The 18501-nt window shown below is 60.8% G+C and carries 19 protein-coding genes; 16 read left to right on the forward strand and 3 right to left on the reverse strand.

The features are described from left to right. The first annotated feature begins 174 nt into the window (after positions 1 to 174). The 13 genes from HSS18214_RS0101555 to HSS18214_RS0101615 all read left to right on the forward strand — a co-directional run bounded on the left by HSS18214_RS0101555 (position 175) and on the right by HSS18214_RS0101615 (position 12028). Positions 175 to 924: an electron transfer flavoprotein subunit beta/FixA family protein gene (locus tag HSS18214_RS0101555; RefSeq protein WP_016913562.1), complete on the forward strand. Its 750-nt coding sequence runs from the start codon at positions 175 to 177 to the stop codon at positions 922 to 924. 40 nt (positions 925 to 964) lie between these two features. Further along, the gene (locus tag HSS18214_RS0101560; protein ID WP_016913563.1) at positions 965 to 1891 is read left to right on the forward strand and encodes an electron transfer flavoprotein subunit alpha/FixB family protein; all 927 of its coding nucleotides are present in this window, start codon (positions 965 to 967) and stop codon (positions 1889 to 1891) included. A gap of 213 nt (positions 1892 to 2104) precedes the next feature. Then, positions 2105 to 2716, forward strand: a complete 612-nt coding sequence (locus HSS18214_RS0101565) for a superoxide dismutase (protein ID WP_016913564.1) — start codon at positions 2105 to 2107, stop codon at positions 2714 to 2716. 248 nt (positions 2717 to 2964) lie between these two features. Continuing rightward, entirely contained in the window at positions 2965 to 3186 is a 222-nt protein-coding gene (nrdH, locus tag HSS18214_RS0101570) for a glutaredoxin-like protein NrdH (protein WP_016913565.1), read from the forward strand. Positions 3187 to 3196: 10 nt separating this feature from the next. Continuing rightward, complete coding sequence (gene nrdI, locus HSS18214_RS0101575) at positions 3197 to 3646, forward strand: class Ib ribonucleoside-diphosphate reductase assembly flavoprotein NrdI (RefSeq protein WP_016913566.1); 450 nt, start codon at positions 3197 to 3199, stop codon at positions 3644 to 3646. Continuing rightward, positions 3613 to 5826: a class 1b ribonucleoside-diphosphate reductase subunit alpha gene (gene nrdE, locus HSS18214_RS0101580; protein ID WP_083844146.1), complete on the forward strand. Its 2214-nt coding sequence runs from the start codon at positions 3613 to 3615 to the stop codon at positions 5824 to 5826. The genes nrdI and nrdE overlap by 34 nt, the downstream gene beginning before the upstream one ends. A gap of 44 nt (positions 5827 to 5870) precedes the next feature. Beyond that, positions 5871 to 6842, forward strand: a complete 972-nt coding sequence (gene nrdF, locus HSS18214_RS0101585; protein WP_016913568.1) for a class 1b ribonucleoside-diphosphate reductase subunit beta — start codon at positions 5871 to 5873, stop codon at positions 6840 to 6842. 218 nt (positions 6843 to 7060) lie between these two features. Further along, positions 7061 to 7831 carry a DUF3450 domain-containing protein gene (locus HSS18214_RS0101590; protein ID WP_026001661.1) on the forward strand — a complete coding sequence of 257 codons (771 nt, stop codon included), beginning with the start codon at positions 7061 to 7063 and terminating at the stop codon, positions 7829 to 7831. After that, positions 7831 to 9201 carry a MotA/TolQ/ExbB proton channel family protein gene (locus HSS18214_RS0101595; RefSeq protein ID WP_016913570.1) on the forward strand — a complete coding sequence of 457 codons (1371 nt, stop codon included), beginning with the start codon at positions 7831 to 7833 and terminating at the stop codon, positions 9199 to 9201. Before HSS18214_RS0101590 ends, HSS18214_RS0101595 begins: the two co-directional genes overlap by 1 nt. 1 nt (position 9202) lies before the next feature. Then, positions 9203 to 9745, forward strand: a complete 543-nt coding sequence (locus HSS18214_RS0101600; RefSeq protein WP_016913571.1) for a MotA/TolQ/ExbB proton channel family protein — start codon at positions 9203 to 9205, stop codon at positions 9743 to 9745. After that, positions 9738 to 10145, forward strand: coding sequence for an ExbD/TolR family protein (locus HSS18214_RS0101605; protein ID WP_016913572.1), 408 nt, complete (start codon positions 9738 to 9740; stop codon positions 10143 to 10145). Before HSS18214_RS0101600 ends, HSS18214_RS0101605 begins: the two co-directional genes overlap by 8 nt. Beyond that, entirely contained in the window at positions 10142 to 10909 is a 768-nt protein-coding gene (locus HSS18214_RS0101610) for an energy transducer TonB (protein ID WP_016913573.1), read from the forward strand. Before HSS18214_RS0101605 ends, HSS18214_RS0101610 begins: the two co-directional genes overlap by 4 nt. Positions 10910 to 10927: 18 nt before the next feature. After that, entirely contained in the window at positions 10928 to 12028 is a 1101-nt protein-coding gene (locus HSS18214_RS0101615) for a hypothetical protein (protein ID WP_016913574.1), read from the forward strand. Positions 12029 to 12082: 54 nt separating this feature from the next. On the opposite strand, the gene xthA is transcribed toward HSS18214_RS0101615, so the two are convergent. Further along, positions 12083 to 12910 (reverse strand): exodeoxyribonuclease III, encoded by an 828-nt coding sequence (gene xthA / locus HSS18214_RS0101620; RefSeq protein WP_016913575.1) that lies wholly within the window; start codon positions 12908 to 12910, stop codon positions 12083 to 12085. Next, positions 12910 to 13158 (reverse strand): hypothetical protein, encoded by a 249-nt coding sequence (locus HSS18214_RS0101625; RefSeq protein WP_016913576.1) that lies wholly within the window; start codon positions 13156 to 13158, stop codon positions 12910 to 12912. The genes xthA and HSS18214_RS0101625 overlap by 1 nt, the downstream gene beginning before the upstream one ends. A 146-nt stretch (positions 13159 to 13304) precedes the next feature. Between HSS18214_RS0101625 and rhlB the strand changes: the two genes are divergently transcribed. Then, positions 13305 to 14579, forward strand: a complete 1275-nt coding sequence (rhlB, locus tag HSS18214_RS0101630; protein ID WP_016913577.1) for an ATP-dependent RNA helicase RhlB — start codon at positions 13305 to 13307, stop codon at positions 14577 to 14579. 5 nt (positions 14580 to 14584) lie between these two features. Further along, positions 14585 to 16714 (forward strand): ATP-dependent DNA helicase DinG, encoded by a 2130-nt coding sequence (gene dinG / locus HSS18214_RS0101635; RefSeq protein WP_016913578.1) that lies wholly within the window; start codon positions 14585 to 14587, stop codon positions 16712 to 16714. Between the two features lie 70 nt (positions 16715 to 16784). Here dinG and HSS18214_RS0101640 read toward each other — a convergent pair whose 3' ends face one another. Then, positions 16785 to 17858 (reverse strand): 3-deoxy-7-phosphoheptulonate synthase, encoded by a 1074-nt coding sequence (locus tag HSS18214_RS0101640; protein WP_016913579.1) that lies wholly within the window; start codon positions 17856 to 17858, stop codon positions 16785 to 16787. 357 nt (positions 17859 to 18215) lie between these two features. Here HSS18214_RS0101640 and HSS18214_RS0101645 point away from each other — a divergent pair. After that, positions 18216 to 18501: sigma-70 family RNA polymerase sigma factor (locus HSS18214_RS0101645; RefSeq protein ID WP_016913580.1), on the forward strand; the 286-nt coding region annotated here is incomplete at its 3' end.

Below are 18501 nucleotides of genomic sequence, written 5' to 3' on the forward strand. Positions count from 1 at the left end.
GACTACGACCAAGGCCGCAGTGATTAGGTGTTGTTGCATAAAGGTAGGCTGTGGCAAATTGATAGGGTTTTTCATTTACTAGCCTATCAAACGCTTGCATGAATTTTTTTACGCTGCCATCCGAGCGGCGTCTGTTCAGGTCAACGGCTATCATCCAGGCCAAGCGAGGAACCTATGAAAGTACTGGTCGCGGTAAAACGCGTCATCGACTACAACGTCAAAATCCGCGTTAAAGCGGATCATTCTGACGTGGATCTTACCAACGTCAAAATGGCCATGAACCCCTTCTGCGAAATTGCCGTAGAAGAAGCCGTGCGCCTGAAAGAGAAGGGCGTAGCCACCGAGGTCGTGGCCGTGACGGTAGGCCCCAAGGCTGCCCAGGAGCAGCTGCGCACCGCGCTGGCGCTGGGTGCTGATCGCGCCATCCACATCGAGACCGACGAGCGTGTCGAATCGCTGGCGGTGGCCAAACTGCTGGCCAAGGTGGTGGATGAAGAGCAGCCTGGTCTGGTGATCCTCGGCAAACAGGCCATCGACACCGACAACAACCAGACCGGCCAGATGCTGGCAGCCCTCACTAACCTGCCGCAAGGCACGTTTGCTTCGGAAGTGGCGGTAGACGGCGACAAGGTCAACGTGACCCGTGAAATCGACGGCGGCCTGCAAACCGTCGCCCTCACGCTGCCCGCCATCGTCACCACCGACCTGCGCCTCAATGAGCCGCGCTACGCCAAGCTGCCGGACATCATGAAGGCCAAGAAAAAGCCGCTGGACGTCAAGACCCCCGCCGACTATGGGGTCGAGGTCGCGTCGAACGTCACGCTGCTCAAGGTCGAGTCACCCGCCGAGCGCAAGGGCGGTATCAAGGTCGCCTCGGTGGACGAGCTGATCGACAAACTGAAAAACGAAGCCAAGGTGCTTTGACAACGTGCTTAGATAACGCGCTTTGAAAGGAACTGATCTCATGAGCATTCTGGTACTTGCCGACCTGCATGACGGCCAACTGGCCAGCGCCACCGCCCACGTCGTGGCAGCCGCCCAGGCGATCGGTGGCGATATCGACGTGCTGGTCGCCGGTGAAGGCGTCCAGGCCGCCGCCGAAGCCGCCGCGACACTCGACGGCGTGAGCAAGGTGCGCGTGGCAGACAACGCCGTCTACGCCCATCAGCTAGCCGAGCCCATGGGCGCGCTGCTGGTCGCCCTGGCCGACGACTACACCCACGTGCTGACCAGCGCCTCCACCACCGGCAAGAACGTGCTGCCCCGGCTGGCCGCGCTGAAAGACGTCAGCCAACTGTCGGAAGTGATTGGCGTCGAGAGCGCCGACACCTTCCTGCGCCCGATCTACGCCGGTAACGCCATCGCCACGGTGAAAAGCGACGACCCGCTGAAAGTTATCACCGTGCGTACCACCGCCTTCGATGCAGTAGGCAGCGGCGGCAGCGCCAGTGTGGACGCCGTGGACGTGGTCATCGACAACGCCCAGTCCCGTTTCGTGAAGCAGGAGCTGGCTCAGAGCGACCGCCCGGAACTCGGCGGTGCCAAGGTCGTCATCTCCGGCGGCCGCGGCATGGGCAACGGCGAAAACTTCAAACTGCTGGACGGCATCGCCGACAAGCTGGGCGCCGCCATTGGCGCGTCTCGTGCGGCGGTGGACGCGGGCTTCGTGCCCAACGACATGCAGGTGGGCCAGACCGGCAAGATCGTCGCCCCCGAGCTTTACATTGCCGTGGGCATCAGCGGCGCGATTCAGCACCTGGCGGGGATGAAAGACTCCAAAGTGATCGTGGCGATCAACAAGGACGAAGAAGCCCCAATCTTCCAGGTAGCCGACTACGGCCTGGTAGGGGATCTGTTCGAGATCCTGCCTGAGCTGGAAAGCAAGCTGTAAGCAGGGCAGCCGTTTTACCAAAAGCCGACGTCGCAAGAGGTCGGCTTTTTTAATGGCGATGAATTCGATAAACTGAAAATAGTTGACTAAAGTACTGGGATAAAGAAGTCGTCGCGCTGGTAGAAAAATTGCTGGGGCGGCAGTTGAAAAGGGTGAAGCAAGACCGCACCTTAGGTAGTGAACGTTATAGAAGCCACTCAAGGAGAAGATAGCATGGCCCATACCCTTCCTGAATTACCGTACGCTTACGATGCACTCGAGCCGCACATCGATGCGATGACGATGGAGATTCATCACTCTCGTCACCACAATACCTACGTGACCAACCTGAACGGCGCTTTGGAAGGCACCGGTCTAGAAGATGTGCCCGTAGAAGAGCTGGTCGCCAATCTGGATCGCGTGCCGGAAGAGAAGCGTCAGGCCGTCATCAACAACGGCGGTGGTCACGCCAACCACTCCATGTTCTGGCAGATGATGTCTCCCAATGGTGGCGGTCAGCCCCAGGGTGATGTTGCCAAGGCCATCGACGCCGAGCTGGGTGGCCTCGATGCGTTCAAGGACGCTTTCAAGAAAGCTGCGCTGGGCCGTTTTGGCAGCGGCTGGGCGTGGCTATCTGTCACACCCGAGAAGAAGCTGGTGGTCGAGAACACGCTCAACCAGGATAGCCCTCTGATGCATGGCAACACCCCGCTGCTGGGTCTGGATGTATGGGAGCATGCGTACTACCTCAAGTTCCAGAACAAGCGCCCCGACTATGTTGACGCTTTCTTCAACGTCGTGAACTGGGAAGACGTCGAGCGTCGCTACCAGGCTGCCAAGGCCTGATAATGGTCGAAAATTGCGCCTGAGCGCGTGATTTTGCAGTTAAAGCCGCCCCCTGTCAGGGGGCGGCTTTTTTGTTTTTGGGTATAGCGCTGGGTATGGCTTGTCAATAACCTGTGGATGAAAAAATACCATATATGCTTGAATTGATTTTCTGGTGGTCTATATATAGTATGCGTGGAGAATTTTAGAGGGGTAGCGCCATTGCCATGCGCTACCCGAAAAGTGTCGCTATGAAAAGGAAAATAGCCATGGAAATCCAAATTTATAGCAAGCCTGCCTGCGTACAGTGCACCGCTACCTATCGTGCGCTGGACAAGCAGGGTTTGGAGTACACCGTGATCGACATTACGGAAGCATCAGGCGCACAGCAGCAGGTCGAAGCCCTCGGCTATCGCCAGTTGCCGGTCGTGGTCGTCGGTGAAGATCACTGGTCCGGCTTCCGCCCTGACCGTATTCAGGCGCTGGCGTAGTTCAGCCGCCATGCACACGGCCACGGTGGAAACCAGGCAGGCGGGTACGCTGGTCTATTTTTCCACCAAGTCAGGCAATACCCATCGGTTTATCGAAAGGCTTGGCTTGAGCGCCCAGCGGCTGCCATTGAATCGTGAAGAGCCCACTCCACGCGTCACGCAGCCTTACATATTGGTGACGCCTACCTACGGCGGTGGCTATGCACAAGGCGCCGTGCCGGGGCAGGTGATTCGCTTCTTGAACGATGAGCACAATCGACACCTCATTCGAGGTGTCATTGCCTCGGGTAATACGAATTTTGGTGAAGCTTACGGGTTGGCAGGGCGCATCATCGCGCAAAAGTGCCAGGTACCGCTGCTTTATCGCTTTGAACTGTTTGGCACCGATGACGATGTCGCCAAGGTCCGCAAAGGAGTAGAAGAGTTTTGGAAACGTCAAGCTCAGTCTCTAACAACGTAGCGTCCACTAGCGCCGCTACCAAGAAGTCGGCAGAAGCGAAACGTCCTGCTGCGGGTACCAACGAAGCGCGCACGCTGGACTATCATGCGCTCAACGCGATGCTCAATCTCTACGGTGCCAACGGCGAACTGCAGTTGGACAAGGACCGCGAAGCGGCGCGTCAGTACTTCCTTCAGCACGTCAACCAGAACACGGTTTTCTTCCACTCATTGGAAGAGAAGCTGGACTACCTGATGGAAGAGGGCTATTACGAAGCCACCGTACTCGATCAGTACAGCTTCGAATTCATCAAGTCGCTGTTCGAGCAGGCGTATGCCTACAAGTTTCGCTTCCCCAGCTTCCTGGGTGCCTTCAAGTACTACACCAGCTATACGCTGAAGACCTTCGATGGCAAGCGCTACCTGGAACGCTACGAAGATCGCGTGTGCATGGTTGCCCTGACGCTGGCTCGTGGTGATGAAGCGCTGGCCAAGTCGCTGGTGGATGAAGTGATCAGCGGTCGCTTCCAGCCAGCCACGCCGACTTTCCTGAACTGCGGCAAGCAGCAGCGCGGCGAGCTGGTGTCGTGCTTCCTGCTGCGTATCGAAGACAACATGGAGTCGATCGGTCGGTCGATCAACTCGGCGCTGCAGCTCTCCAAGCGTGGCGGTGGGGTGGCGTTCCTGCTGACCAACATCCGTGAGTCTGGCGCGCCGATCAAGCGTATCGAAAACCAGTCGTCGGGCATCATCCCCATCATGAAATTGCTGGAAGATGCGTTCTCCTACGCCAACCAGCTGGGCGCACGCCAGGGGGCCGGGGCCGTATACCTGAATGCTCACCATCCCGACATTCTGCGTTTCCTCGACACCAAGCGCGAAAATGCCGACGAAAAGATCCGCATCAAGACGCTCTCGCTGGGCGTGACCATTCCGGACATCACGTTCGAACTGGCCAAGCGTAACGACGACATGTACCTGTTCTCCCCCTACGATGTAGAGCGGGTCTACGGGGTGCCGTTTGGCGATATCAGCGTCACCGAGAAGTACCATGAAATGGTGGCGGATGCGCGCATTCGCAAGCAGAAAATCAATGCTCGCGCCTTCTTCCAGACGCTGGCTGAGCTGCAGTTCGAGTCCGGCTACCCGTACATCATGTTCGAAGATACGGTCAATCGCGCCAATCCGATTGCCGGTCGCATCAACATGAGCAACCTCTGCTCCGAGATTCTGCAGGTCAACACGCCGACCGAGTATGACGACGACCTGGGGTATCGCGACATCGGTCAGGACATCTCCTGCAACCTGGGCTCGATGAACATTGCCAAGGTCATGGATTCGGGCGATATCGGCACCAGCGTCGAGATCGCCATTCGCGGCCTGACCGCCGTGTCCGAAATGAGCAACCTGAGCAGCGTGCCCTCGATTGCCGAAGGGAATGCCAAGTCGCGTGCGATTGGTCTGGGGCAGATGAACCTGCACGGTTTCCTGGCGCGTGAGCATATCTATTACGGTTCGGAAGAGGGGTTGGATTTCACCAACCTGTACTTCTACTGCGTCGCGTTCCATGCCATTCGTGCCTCGAACCAGCTGGCCATCGAGCATGGCGCCACCTTCGCCGGTTTCGAGGACTCCACCTACGCGTCGGGCACGTTCTTCGACAAGTACACCGACCAGGCCTGGCTGCCGCGTACCGAAAAAGTGCGCCACCTGTTCGAGCGCAGTGGTATTGCACTGCCGACCCAGGAAGATTGGCAGGCCCTGAAGGCCTCGGTCATGGCGCGCGGCCTGTATAACCGCAACCTGCAGGCAGTGCCGCCCACGGGCTCGATTTCCTATATCAACAACTCCACCTCCAGCATTCATCCGGTGGCGGCGAGAATCGAGATTCGTAAAGAAGGCAAGCTGGGACGGGTCTATTATCCGGCGCCGTTCTTGAATGAAGCCAACTTCGATTACTTCCAGGATGCCTATGAAATTGGCCCTGAGAAAATCATCGATACTTATGCAGAAGCGTCGAAGCACGTGGATCAGGGGCTGTCGCTGACGCTGTTCTTCCCTGATACCGCCACCACTCGGGATATCAACAAGGCGCAGATCTATGCATGGCGCAAGGGCATCAAGACCCTTTACTACATTCGCTTGCGCCAAAGCGCGCTGGAAGGCACCGAGGTAGAAGGCTGTGTCTCCTGCACGCTGTAACGATATTCCCACTGGCATGTGATGACGTTTAGAAGAGAGCGCTGATGACAACGATGCAACGCCTGTCGCGGGTTAATGCGATCAACTGGAACCGTCTGCAGGACGATAAAGATCTGGAGGTGTGGAACCGCCTGACCAGCAACTTCTGGCTGCCGGAAAAAGTGCCGCTATCCAACGATATTCAGTCGTGGAACACCCTGACTCAGCAGGAAAAGCAGCTGACCATCCGGGTCTTCACCGGCCTGACGCTGCTCGATACCATCCAGAGCAGCGTGGGTGCGCCGGTGCTGATGGAAGATGCGCGTACGCCCCACGAAGAAGCGGTGTATACCAACATTGCCTTCATGGAATCGGTGCATGCGCGCTCCTACAGCTCGATTTTCTCGACGCTGTGCGCCACCCGGGACGTGGACGATGCGTTCCGCTGGAGTGAGGAGAATCCGTCGCTCCAGCTGAAGTCCGAGCTGATCCTCAAGCGCTATCGCTCCGATGACCCGCTGATGCGCAAAGTGGCCAGCGTTTTCCTGGAGTCGTTCCTGTTCTACTCCGGCTTCTATCTGCCCATGTACTGGTCCAGCCATGCCAAGCTGACCAATACCGCTGACCTGATTCGTCTGATCATTCGTGACGAAGCGGTGCACGGTTACTACGTGGGCTACAAGTTCCAGCAGGCGCTGGCGGAAGCCACCCCGGAGCGTCAGCAGGAGGTGAAGGATTATGCCTACGAGCTGCTGCTGGAGCTATACGACAACGAAGTGCGCTATACCGAGTCACTCTATGATGCGGTGGGCTTGACCGAAGACGTGAAGAAGTTCCTGCACTACAACGCCAACAAGGCGTTGATGAACCTCGGTTTCGAGCCGCTGTTCCCCAGCAGTGTCACGGACGTCGACCCGACGATCATGGCGGCGCTGTCCCCCAGCGCAGACGAGAACCACGACTTCTTCTCGGGGTCTGGCTCGTCCTACGTCATCGGCAAGGCCGTCGCTACCGAAGACGACGACTGGGCGTTCTGATCGTTCAATTAGCGTGCCACTCAACGGGAGCCTCAGAGCTCCCGTTTTTTATGGGTGATGAAAAGATTTCGTTATTGAATGTTAATGATAAATATTGTCATTTGCTCTATTGATGGTAGGCTATGCACGCTAACGATTTAAACGCAAATCGTTCTTATATTTGGTGAGCCTTGGCGAGCTGATACTGATAGCGCGCTGAGCAGTGATGGAGAGACGACGTGCTGAAAAGGCCTTTCTTTGCCTTGAGCGGATATTGGCTTGCTGGAATGCTGGCCAGTACATCGCTGATGGCGAGCGATGAAACGATGGATCAGGCGGCCCAGAGTGTCGAGGCCCAGCAAGTGCAATCTGAGCTGCAGCAGCAAATCGACAGGGCCGACGAAGCAACGCGAGAACAGTTGGAAGAATTGCGCCAACTGGAGCAGGAGACGCGGCAGATGAGCGCTTCCAATGCTGCCCTGAGCAGTCGCCTGGCCAGTGAGGCGGAGCGCCAGCAGCGGTTGGCCCAGGCGTTGGATACGCTGAGCGATACACGTGCTGCGCTGCCGGTCATCGAGCAGGATATGGCCGAACAGCTCACCCGATGGATCGAGTCGGATCTGCCTTTCCTGCGTGGCGAGCGTTTGGCACGGGTAGAAGGGGTAGAGGTATCCTCCCAGGAGAGCGCCGAACGGATTGCCGAGCTGCTCGAAGCCTGGCGTGCAGAGCTGGCATACGGCCGCCAGGTAGATAGCTGGCGGGGGCGTTTGCAACGCGACGGCGGGGCTCCTCGGGAAGTCGATTATCTGCGTATTGGGCGTATTAGCCTCTATTACCTGACGCCGGATGGCCGTGAGGGCGGCGTATGGGACCAGCAGCGCGGTGAATGGCTAGCGCTGGAAGAGCGTGCACGCCGAGAAGTGCGTAATGGCCTGCGTATTGCCGATGATCAGCGTACGCCTGAACTGCTGCAATTGCCGCTATCGATTACCGCCACAGGAGCGCCGTAATGAAACTATTCAGCTATCGGCGCGGCGTGCACAAGATGGCCTGCCTGCTGCTGGCCATGAGCGTTTGGGCGAGCGCCCCGGCCATCGCCCAAAGCAGTGGTGATGTCACGACGCTACGTGATGCCCGCGAAGCAGCAGAGGCGCGAGACCAGGCGCGGCTGCAGTCGTTTCTGGAAGATCAGGACGCCCTGGCCGCGGCCCTGGAGGAAGCGCGCGCCGCGCACGCAGCCGCCGAGCAGGAGCAGGTTGCCCTGCAGGCGCAACAGCAAGAGCAGGCCGAACAGGCCGAGCTCCTGGCTCAGCGTCAGGATGAGCAGGGGGAGGCCCTTACGGCACTGTTGGCCGATCTGACGCGGCACAGCGAGGAGCTGCGCAACGAATTGGGAGGGGAGAGCTGGCTGACGTTGACGCCTGACGCTTTGCCTCCGCGCCTCAACGACGTCGAGGTGCTGGAGCGTGAGCACCTGGAGAGCGTGGTAGACCGGCTGGCAGCCTTGACCATGAACACCGGGCAGGCCGAGCGTCTCGAGCTGCCCGTGGCAGACGGTGCGGGCGAGGTTGCGCCTCGTCAGGTGGTCCGTTTGGGGGATTTTGCCGCTTTCACGGAGTCGGCACTGCTCCGCAAAGGGCAGGATGACCAGAGCCTGGCCGAGCTGCCGCGTACGCCGTCGGAAATCCGCCGCCTGCTCGCCGCCTACCACCAAGGTGAGAGCCGTGAATTTGCCATCGACCCTACCCAGGGCAGCGTACTGCAGGCGTTGGCACAGCAGCCCAGTCTCTGGGAGCGTTTCCAGCAGGGGGGGTATGTCGGCTATGTGGTCGTGGTGCTGGGGGGGATCGGTCTGTTGGTGGCGCTGGCGCAATACCTCTATCTGCTGCTGGTGAGCGCACGGGTGCGTCGTCAACGCCGTCAGTTGGAACAGCCGCGAGCCGACAATCCGCTGGGCCGAGTGCTGCAGCGATTCAAGGACATGGACAAGCATCAAACGCCCGAAGCCCTCGAAGCCCGCCTGGATGAAGCGGTGCTGGCAGAGCTGCCGCGCATCGAGCGAGGCCAGCCCATCGTCAAACTGTTGGCCGCCATTGCGCCGCTGCTGGGCCTGTTGGGTACGGTGACGGGCATGATCGTCACCTTTCAGGCCATTACCGTGTTCGGTACCGGTGACCCGCAGCTCATGGCCGGGGGGATCAGTCAGGCGCTGGTGACGACGGTGTTGGGGCTGGTGACGGCGGTGCCGCTGCTGTTTGCACAAACGGCACTGTCCAGCCGAAGCCGGTTCATTACGCAAGTGATCGAAGGGGAGGCCAGTGCCACCCTGGCCGATCACCTGGAAGCGCAGTCTGCCCATCCCGGGCAAGCGGTGAACTGATATGCCGACGTTGCCCCTTTGGCTGGAGCCGGTGGAGCGGCTGTTGGACGCCGGTGGCGCGGTGCTGGTGGTGCTGGCGCTGGTGGCCGTGCTGGTGTTCGCCATGGCCATCGAACGCTGGTGGTACTACCGCATCAGCTGGCGACGTGCGCGGCGTCAGCTGGTGCACCGCTGGGCAGCACGTAGCGACCACCGCAGCTGGAGCGCACGGACGCTGCGCGATGTGTGGAGTGCGGCCCTGGTGGCCAAGCTGCGTCGGCCGCTGCCCTGGATCAAATTGCTGGTGGCGTTGTGCCCGCTGTTGGGTCTGCTGGGCACGGTCACCGGCATGATCACCGTGTTCGACAGCCTTTCCATGAGTGACACCCATCAGGCCAGAGCCATGGCCGATGGCGTGGCCCGAGCCACGCTACCCACATTGACAGGCATGGCCATTGCCGTGGTGGGCATGCTGTTTATCAGCCGTTTGGAGCACGTGATTCGCCGCGAAGACCAGCGTCTGCATGATCGCCTGGCACGTGCCCTGGAGAAAAATGATGCGTAGACGCCGTTCCATAGAGGCTGTCGAAGAGAGCAATGAAGTCAACCTGACCCCGATGCTGGATGTGGTCTTCATCATGCTGATCTTCTTTATCGTGACGACCAGCTTTATCAAGGAGAGTGGCGTAGAGATCGAGCGCCCGGAAGCGGCCGCCGCCACACAGCGTCCGGACGCCCAGGTGCTGATCGCGATTACGCCGGAAGGAGCCGTCTGGGTGGATGGTCGTCCGGTCGATGCCCATCGCATCGGTCAGGAAGTGGCCGGCATGCTCAGTGGCGAAGGCTCGGTGGTCATCCAGGCCGATAGAGCGTCCACCACTGGACTGCTGATCGAAGTGATGGATCGCCTGCAGCAGGCAGGTGTAGAGCAAGTGGCGGTGGCGGCTAGTCGGAGTGCGCCATGATACGCCACGGGTTCTCGCTGCTGGCTGGTGCTGCGCTGGCGATGGGGCTGTTCTGGATGCTGGCGCTGCTGGTGGCACCGCCGGAGCGCAGCGTCGACGAACCAGTCATGTCCATGGCCATGACCATGGTGGAAGCACCTGAGCAGGCTGCCGAGCCGGAAACGCCGCCGCCAGAGCCTGCCCAGGCGGCTCCTACGGCTCCCCCTCCTGCACCAGCGCCTGCCCCTGCGCCGGTCGCGACGAGTCAGATTGCGCTGCCCGATCTGGCTTTGCCGGATGCACCGGTAGAGCCGCTGGAGTTGGAGAGTGAGCTGCCGGAGCTTACCGAGGCAAGGTCAGAGCCGACACCGCAACCACGACCGGAGCCTCAGCCTGCCCCAGAGCCCACGCCGGAGCCTGCCGCAGAGCCCGCGCCGCGCTCCGAGCCATCCACGGCACCGGCGACGGCCGAACGTGAAGCGGCGCCAGCGGCAGAGCCTGCGCCCTCCAATGAGCCGGTGAGTGTCGGGCAGGTGGCGCCCACGAGTCGCGTCAATCCCACGTACCCCACCCGTGCCCAGCGGCGTGGCATGGAGGGTTTTGTCGAGGTGGAGTTCGTCATTCGGCGTGATGGCAGCGTCGATAGCGGGACGATTCGCGTCGTCAACGCCCAGCCGCGCCGGGTGTTCGAGCAGGCGGCGGAGGAGGCTATTGCGCGCTGGCAGTTCGAGCCGAGTCAGCAGCTGCGTCGTGCCACTCAGCGCATCGAATTTCAGTTGCGGTAAGCCCGTCGAGGGAGCGTTATGCAGCGTTTATTGGCAATGGCAGTGCTCTACGTGTGGAGCACGGTGGCGGTGGCGGATGTGCCACTAAGTGAAGATATCATTCTCGACCTGAACGGATTGCAGAGTCAGCTGGCGGCGCTGTCAGGCGCGGGTGAAGAGGATGAGTCGTTGGACGCGATCCTGAGTCGCGCGCGCGCCCAGGCCACCAGACTGGCCTCGGGCAATCGAGCCGATCAGTGGGCCAGTGCGCTATATCACCAATTGGCGGCCAGTGCGCTGGTGCGTCAAGAGGCGCCCGAGGCGGCAGCGGATGAGCTGGCCAGTGCCCGCCAGCGTACCAGCGTGCCGAACAGTCAGCGGCTGCGCTGGTTACGTGACGAAGCCTCCCTGCGCCGCGCGGCAGGTCAGCGCCCGCAGGCCATCGAGCTCTACGCGCAGTGGCTCGGCGAGTCTGCGGGCCATGAGCGCTACATCGAATCGGTTTGGGCGTTGGTGCGCCTATTGGCAGAAGAGGAGCGCTGGGAAGAGGCCCTCGAATGGCTCACCCCTCAGTTGGCGCCGGGCAGAGAGCTGAGTGATGCCCAGCAGGCGCTGGTCAACGTCGTGCTGCGCCAGGCAGGCGAAGGCGAGCAGGCGCTGGCCTGGCTGCTGGAAAACCTGAGCGAGCGCAGCAGCGCCGAAGAGTGGCGCCAGGCGGCTGGATTGGCGCAGCAGGCGGGGCTGCTGGGCGCTGCTGCAGGCGTCTGGGAAGCGGCCTGGCAGATGGGCAAGTTCACCGCCCCCGAGGATCGCTTGACCCTGATTCGGCTGCACCTGGCAGGCGGCACGCCAGCGCGTGCCGGTGAGCATCTGGAGGCAGCGCTGGAAGCAGGGGAGCTGCCTGATGATGAAGAGACGCTGCGCCTGCGAGCCACGGCCTGGCAGCAGGCCCGGCATGTCGAGCATGCCCTGAACGCTTGGCAGGCGCTGGCTGATACTACTCAAACGGCTGACGATTGGCGCCAGTATGGTCAGTTGGCCTACGCGTGGGGTAATGAGTCGCTGGCGAAAGAGGCGCTCTCGCGAGCGGCGGAGTTGGGCGACGAACAGGCCGAGCAGTGGCTTGGCTATTTCGATTGAGGGGGCTCAGGGGATGAGCCGTGCCGCCCGGGGGGGCGGCAGCCAGGGCGCAGGTCAGTCCGCCAGTGTCAGCGAAAAGTCGCTCCAGGTGGGCGCGTGATCCGAAGGTCGCTCCATGGCGCGCAGGGGATAGTCGATACCTGCATCAGTGACCCGCTGTGCCAGAGGGGGCGAGACAAGGATGTAGTCGATGCGCAGCCCACGCTTGGGCTCCCGATCAAAGCCCTTCGAGCGGTAGTCGAACCAGCTGAACCATTCGCTGTTGTCGGGGTGGCAGAGCCGATAGCTGTCGCTGAGCCCCCACGCCTTGATGCCCGCTAGCCACTCCCGCTCGATGGGCTGAAAGCTGGCCTTGCCATCACGCAGCCAGCGTTTTCGGTTGGCTTCCCCAATGCCGATGTCCTGGTCTTCGGGGGAAATGTTGAAGTCACCCATGACGGCGAGATGCTCTTCCGGGGAGTGCTGCGTGGCCAGCAGATTGGCCAGCTGCTGGTAAAAGCGCTCCTTGTGAGGAAATTTGGTGGGGTGTTCGACGTTCTCGCCCTGGGGGAAGTAGCCGTTCCACACGGTGACCGGCTGGCCGTCGGTGGTCAGCAGGCGCACGCCGATCATGCGTCGCTGAGCATCTTCCTCATCATCAGGAAAGCCGTAGAAGACCTGCTGAGGTTTCTGTCGGCAGAGCAAGGCCACACCGTAGTGGCCCTTTTGGCCATAGTGAAAGGTGTGGTACCCCATGGCTTCCACATCGGCCAGTGGGAATTCGCTATCCTGCACCTTGATTTCCTGCAGGCCGATCACATCAGGGCGATGGGTATCGATGAGCGCTTGAAGCTGATGCAGCCTTGCCCGGATGCCGTTGATATTGAAAGACACCAGACGCATCAGGAGGGCTCTCCCGAAGAGGAGTCGCTCCCCTTGTCGGGGTGGATGGCAATGTTCTGGCCACTTTGCTGGCGTGCCAGCTTGCGCACGGCCTGCAATTTGCGCTGTTGCTGTTTCTTGGCCACGAAACGGCGTGATGAGGTCACCTGATCCGGGTTTTCATGGCGCCACTTTTTGTAATCCTTGCGGCGACCGGTGCGGATCGTCACCTTGTCTGCCAGTGAACGAGTCTTTTTCTTACGCGTCATCGTCGCGCTCCTTGGGTTAATTTATGCCTCATTCTAACAGGCAAGGGCGCTCCTTCGACAGCAGAGCGCGCTCTTATCGCCAAGCCCTGCTACAATGCGCGATTCGTGATGCCTAACCTCCACAGCAATGGACAGATACACAGCCTATGAGCGAGTCGGAACAGATCACAGCATCGGACCAGAACCGCAAGCCTAAACGCCGTCGTCGCAAGCCGCGTCGCCGTCAGTCGAACTGGGATCTTCGTCAGTTTCAGGTGCCCGCCGTTGCCGGCAAGTGGCGCTTCCATGACTTTGATCTGCCGCTGCCCTTGATGCGCGCTATTCATGCCCAGGGCTATGAATACTGCACCCCCATTCAGGCAGAGGCGCTGCGCCACACACTGCTGGGTGGCGACATTGTGGGCAAGGCCCAGACGGGCACCGGCAAGACCGCTGCCTTCCTGATTTCCGTGCTGGCCTACTTCCTGGAAGAGCCCGCGCCGGATGGCCAGAAGCAGGGGGCTCCCCGTGCGCTGATCATCGCCCCCACCCGCGAACTGGCGCTGCAGATCGAGAAAGACGCCAAGGCGCTCGCCCGCTTCACGTCGTTGAACGTGGCCAGCGTGGTCGGTGGCATGGATTACCAGAAACAGCGTGAGAGCCTCGGCAAGAAACTCGATATTTTGGTGGCCACGCCTGGCCGTCTGCTCGACTTCCATCAGAAGCGCGACATCGACCTGTCCGAGACCGAAGTGCTGGTGCTCGATGAAGCGGATCGCATGCTTTCCATGGGGTTCATCCCGGATGTGAAGCGCATCATCCGCTACACCCCCAGGAAAGAGGAGCGTCAGACGTTCCTGTTTTCGGCCACCTTCACCGACGACATTCTCAACCTGGCCAGCCAGTGGACGCAGGAACCGGCCCACGTCGAGATCGAAGTCACGGTAGAGAATCAGGCCGATATCGACCAGCGCGTGTACCTGGTGTCGGATGACGACAAGCAGCGCCTGTTGGTCAAGCTGCTGGAGCAGGAGAGCTTCGAGCGGGTCATGGTGTTCGGCAACCGTCGGGATCTGGTGCGCAAACTCGATGACCTGCTGAAAAAAGCTGGCGTGAGTGCCGCCATGCTGTCGGGTGACGTGCCCCAGAATCAGCGTATCAAGACGCTGGAGAGCTTCCGGGAAGGCGAGATTCAGGTACTGGTAGCCACCGATGTGGCCGGTCGTGGTATTCACATCGAAGACGTCAGCCACGTGATCAACTACACCCTGCCGGAAGACCCGGAAGACTACGTGCACCGTATTGGCCGCACCGGTCGTGCCGGTGCCAAAGGGGTGTCGATCAGCTTCGTGGGTGAAGAAGACGCCTTCTCGCTGCCGGAAATCGAGCGCTACATCAACGGCAAGCTGCCCTGCGAGCATCCGCCGGAAGGCATGCTGTAACGCACATGCTGGATAACGCGCTCAAGGCCGATATTCAGCAAGCGTACCGTAACGTGGTGGAGCAGTTAGCGCTGACCCCACGCTACGGTCAGCGGCTGATGATTGCCGAGATTGCCCGCACCCTGGGCGATATTCAGTGCGACAGCGATGGCAAGCGCACCAGCGACAGCCACGTCTGTGTACTGGAAGCCGGTACCGGCACGGGCAAGACGCTGGCGTATCTGATTGCAGGCTTGCCCATTGCCAAGGCGAAGGGCAAGCGGCTGATCGTGTCCACGGCGACGGTGGCTCTGCAAGAGCAGGTGTTGCACCAGGACCTGCCCTCGCTGGCCCAGCACAGTGGCATCGCCTTTCGCTACGCGCTGGCCAAAGGGCGCGGGCGCTATGTGTGCGTGGCGCGGCTGGATCAGGCCCTGGAGGGCAGTGAGCCAAACCCGACCATGTCGCTGTTCGAGCACTCCCTGCAAAGCGATAGCAGCGACTATCAGGTGCTTGCCAGCGACCTGGCCGATGCCTATGGCAAAGGCGAGTGGCAGGGTGACCGTGATACCTGGCCTGACACCATCGATGATGCCCACTGGCGTCAGCTCACCGTCGATCACCGCCAGTGTACCGGGCGCCGCTGCGGCCATTTCGGTGCTTGCGCGTTCTTCCGCTCACGCCGCGAGCTGGAAGATGCCGATGTCATCGTGGCCAACCACGATCTGGTACTGGCGGACCTGGCCCTGGGGGGCGGCGCCATTCTGCCGGACCCTGCCGACTGTATCTTCATCTTCGACGAAGGCCATCACCTGCCGGACAAGGCGCTGTCGCACTTTGCCCACCGCTTCGCGGTGCATGGCTGTCTGCGCTGGCTCAAGACGCTACGCAGCAGCTTGACCGATCTTCACCAGGGGCTGGCGGTTCAGCCCACCGTGGCCCGGCTGTTGGCCAGCCTGCCTGAAGTGTTGCATGGCCTGGAGCCTGCCCTGGGAGACGTGTTCAGCCTGGGGTACCAGCTGGCCGGGCGTGAGCAGGGGCTGGCGGATGAAGAGGCCAGCCACCAGCAGCGTTTCGAGAAGGGAGAGGTGCCGGAAGCGCTGCGCGAGCAGGCGCGGCAGCTGCTGGTGATGTTTGCCACGCTATCACGCAGTCTGGAAAGCATTGCCGATATCCTGCGTGAGAGTCTGGACCCGGATAAACAGACGGGGCTGGACCGTGATCAGGCCGAAGCCTGGCTGCCGCTGGTGGCGCTGCTGCATGGGCGCGCCTTGGAAGCCCACGCGCTCTGGCAGGCATTCAGCGAGCAGGACCCACCCAATGCGCCGCCCTGTGCGCGCTGGATCACGCTGAGTCGTGTAGCCGGTGAGCCCGAAATCGAGTTCTCCGCCAGCCCCGTCTCGGCGGCGCATACGCTGGCCAAGCATTTGTGGGGGCGTTGCCACGGCGCGGTGGTCACTTCTGCCACCTTGACGGCACTGGGGCGCTTCGAGCGTATTCAGGAGCGCGCTGGCCTGGCCAGCCGATATCGGTACCAGGCGCTGCCTAGCCCCTTCGATTATGCCAACGCGGTGCTGCGCGTGCCCGCCGAAGCCACGGACCCCAGCGACCGAGAGGCCCATGAGCGTGCCATCGTGCGCTGTGTCTCCCAGTTGGGGGAGGATGAAGCGGTGCTGGTACTGTTTTCGTCCCGGGCCCAGCTCAGGGCGGTGGAAAAAGTGCTGCCAGCGGCCTTGAAAGAGCGCCTGCTGGCGCAGGATGCGCTGCCCAAGCGGGAGTTGATCGAGCGGCATCGAGCAGCGGTCGATAGCGGCAAGGGGAGCATCATCTTCGGCTTGGCCAGCTTTGCAGAAGGCATTGACCTGCCCGGGGATTATCTGACCCATGTGGTCATCACCCGATTACCTTTTGCGGTGCCCGATGACCCGGTGGGTGCCACGTTGGCCGAGTGGATCGAAAGCCAGGGCGGCAACTCTTTCATGCGTATCAGCGTGCCCGATGCTTCCATCAAGCTGGTGCAGGCCTGTGGTCGGTTGATCCGCAAGGAGAACGACCGGGGCGTGATCACGTTGCTGGACCGCCGCGTGATCACGCGGCGCTACGGTCAGGCGCTGCTGGATGCCTTGCCCCCGTTTAGACGTGACATTCAGGCCTGAAATCGGCGGCGGTTGATGCCCATAAAAAACGCCCCGCCGGAGGGTCCGGCGGGGCGTTGGCGGGTTAGCTTCAGGCAATACGCTTGGCCAGTGCTGGGGCCAGTTTCTCGTTCATGCGCGTAAAGGTTTCGACGGTCGTGTCCCAGTCGATACAGGCATCGGTGATCGAGACGCCGTACTGCAGTTGACTCAGGTCGGCAGGCACTTTCTGGGCACCCCAGCCAATGTTGGACTCGACCATCAGGCCGATGATGGAGCGGTTGCCTTCCAGAATCTGGTTGGTCACGTTTTCCAGTACCAAGGGCTGCAGGGCCGGGTCCTTGTTGGAGTTGGCGTGGGAGCAGTCGATCATGATGTTGGCCGACAGCTTGGCCTTGCTCAGCTCTTTTTCGGCTAGCGCGACGCTGACGCTGTCGTAGTTGGGCTTGCCGTTGCCGCCGCGCAGTACCACGTGGCCATAAGCGTTGCCCCGGGTACGGATGATGGCGACCTGGCCGGCCTGGTTGATGCCCAGGAAGTTATGCGGGTTGGCGACCGACTGCAGGGCATTGATGGCGACATCCAGGCTGCCGTCGGTGCCGTTCTTGAAGCCGACCGGGCATGAGAGGCCTGAGGCCATCTCGCGATGGGTTTGTGACTCGGTGGTGCGGGCGCCAATGGCTGACCAGCTGATGCAGTCCTGCAGGTACTGTGGCGAGATCGGGTCCAGGGCTTCCGTGGCCAGGGGCAAGCCCATCTCGGCCAGGTCGACCAGCAGTTTACGGGCGATGTGCAGACCTTCGTCGATTTCGAACGAGTCGTTCAGGTGGGGGTCGTTGATCAGCCCTTTCCAGCCCACGGTGGTACGCGGCTTTTCGAAATAGACGCGCATGACGATGTACAGGCTATCGCTCACCTTGTCGGCCAGCGCGCGCAGGCGGCGGGCATAATCCAGCGCGGCATCCACGTCGTGGATGGAGCAGGGGCCCACGACCACCAGCAGGCGCGGGTCGTTGCCATCCAGGATGTTCTGAATGACGCGACGGCCTTCCACGACGGAGCGCTCGGCGGCTTCGGTGAGGGGAATGGCCGACTTCAGAGCGTCGGGGGTGGTGAGAACATCCTGAGCGAGGACGTTGAGATTGCTAACCTGTTGATCAGACATCTTGCTACCTGTACATGCGCGATGGGCGAAAAGTGGTCACTACTATGGCGCGTCACGGTGGTAAAAATCAATTGTTACGGAACTTTGCATTAAGGAAAAATGTCAGCCACAGGGTTTCAAGAAAGGGGGTAAGCGCTTGATGCGCTGCTAAGAACGCGTAACACTAGATGACATTGGCGTTATGCCACCAAACGCCCTCCAGAACAGGTGAGCCACCAGGCCTCATGGGCCTCGAGCTCTCCATGACGATTAACCAATGCCCAAGGGACACTATGCTGCTTGCTGTGAAGGCCCGATCAACAGGGCGACAAGAATATGAAGCGGCCGGTGTGATACCGGCGCGGAAGGAGCGTGTGAATGGGCACTCGTGAAACGGACCAGCAGTTGGTTGAGCGTGCCCAGAAAGGCGATACACGCGCTTTCGATCTTTTGGTTAAGAAGTATCAACACAAGATCATTGGCCTGATAGGACGCTACGTGCACGACCACGCCGAAGTGCAGGATGTGGCGCAGGAAGCCTTCATCAAGGCGTACCGTGCGTTGGGCAAGTTTCGTGCAGAAAGTGCTTTCTATACCTGGATGTACCGGATCGCCATCAATACGGCGAAGAACCACCTGGTATCCAGAGGGCGTCGTCCACCCG

Origin of the sequence: Vreelandella stevensii S18214 (assembly GCF_000275725.1) — a bacterium.
Taxonomy (GTDB): domain Bacteria; phylum Pseudomonadota; class Gammaproteobacteria; order Pseudomonadales; family Halomonadaceae; genus Vreelandella; species Vreelandella stevensii.